Below are 431 nucleotides of genomic sequence, written 5' to 3' on the forward strand. Positions count from 1 at the left end.
CAAAGTGACCTTGCTTTAGGAGATAAAATTAATCTTACATTTAAAAACGTAGATGGAATTAATGATGTTACATTTGAGCCAGTGCAAATTGCTCAAGGTAATAATATTAAAGCAGGTCAAGGTTTAGGTGCTTTAGTTGAAGCTATTAATAAATCTACTGATAAAACAGGTATTAAAGCTTCTGTTACGGTTCAAAGTGTATTTGAACAACCTATTAAAGCAGGAACTACTTTACAAGGCTTTAGCATAAATGGTGTTACTATTGGTTCTATTGAAGTTAAAGATAAAGATGGAAATGGAGCTTTAAGAGCTGCAATTAACTCTGTTAAAGATCAAACAGGGGTTGAGGCTAGTGTTGATGAAAAAGGAAGATTAGTACTTGCTAATAGAGATGGTAGAGGTATTAAGATAACTGATGGGGTGGATAAGAA

The 431-nt window shown here is 33.2% G+C and carries 1 protein-coding gene; it reads left to right on the forward strand.

Annotated elements, in window-relative coordinates; translation table 11 throughout:
• A partial coding sequence (locus AVBRAN9331_RS09795) for a flagellin hook IN motif-containing protein (RefSeq protein WP_336612935.1) occupies positions 1–431 on the forward strand: 431 nt, incomplete at both ends.

It is taken from the genome of Campylobacter sp. RM9331, from assembly GCF_020137685.1.
GTDB lineage: Bacteria > Campylobacterota > Campylobacteria > Campylobacterales > Campylobacteraceae > Campylobacter_E.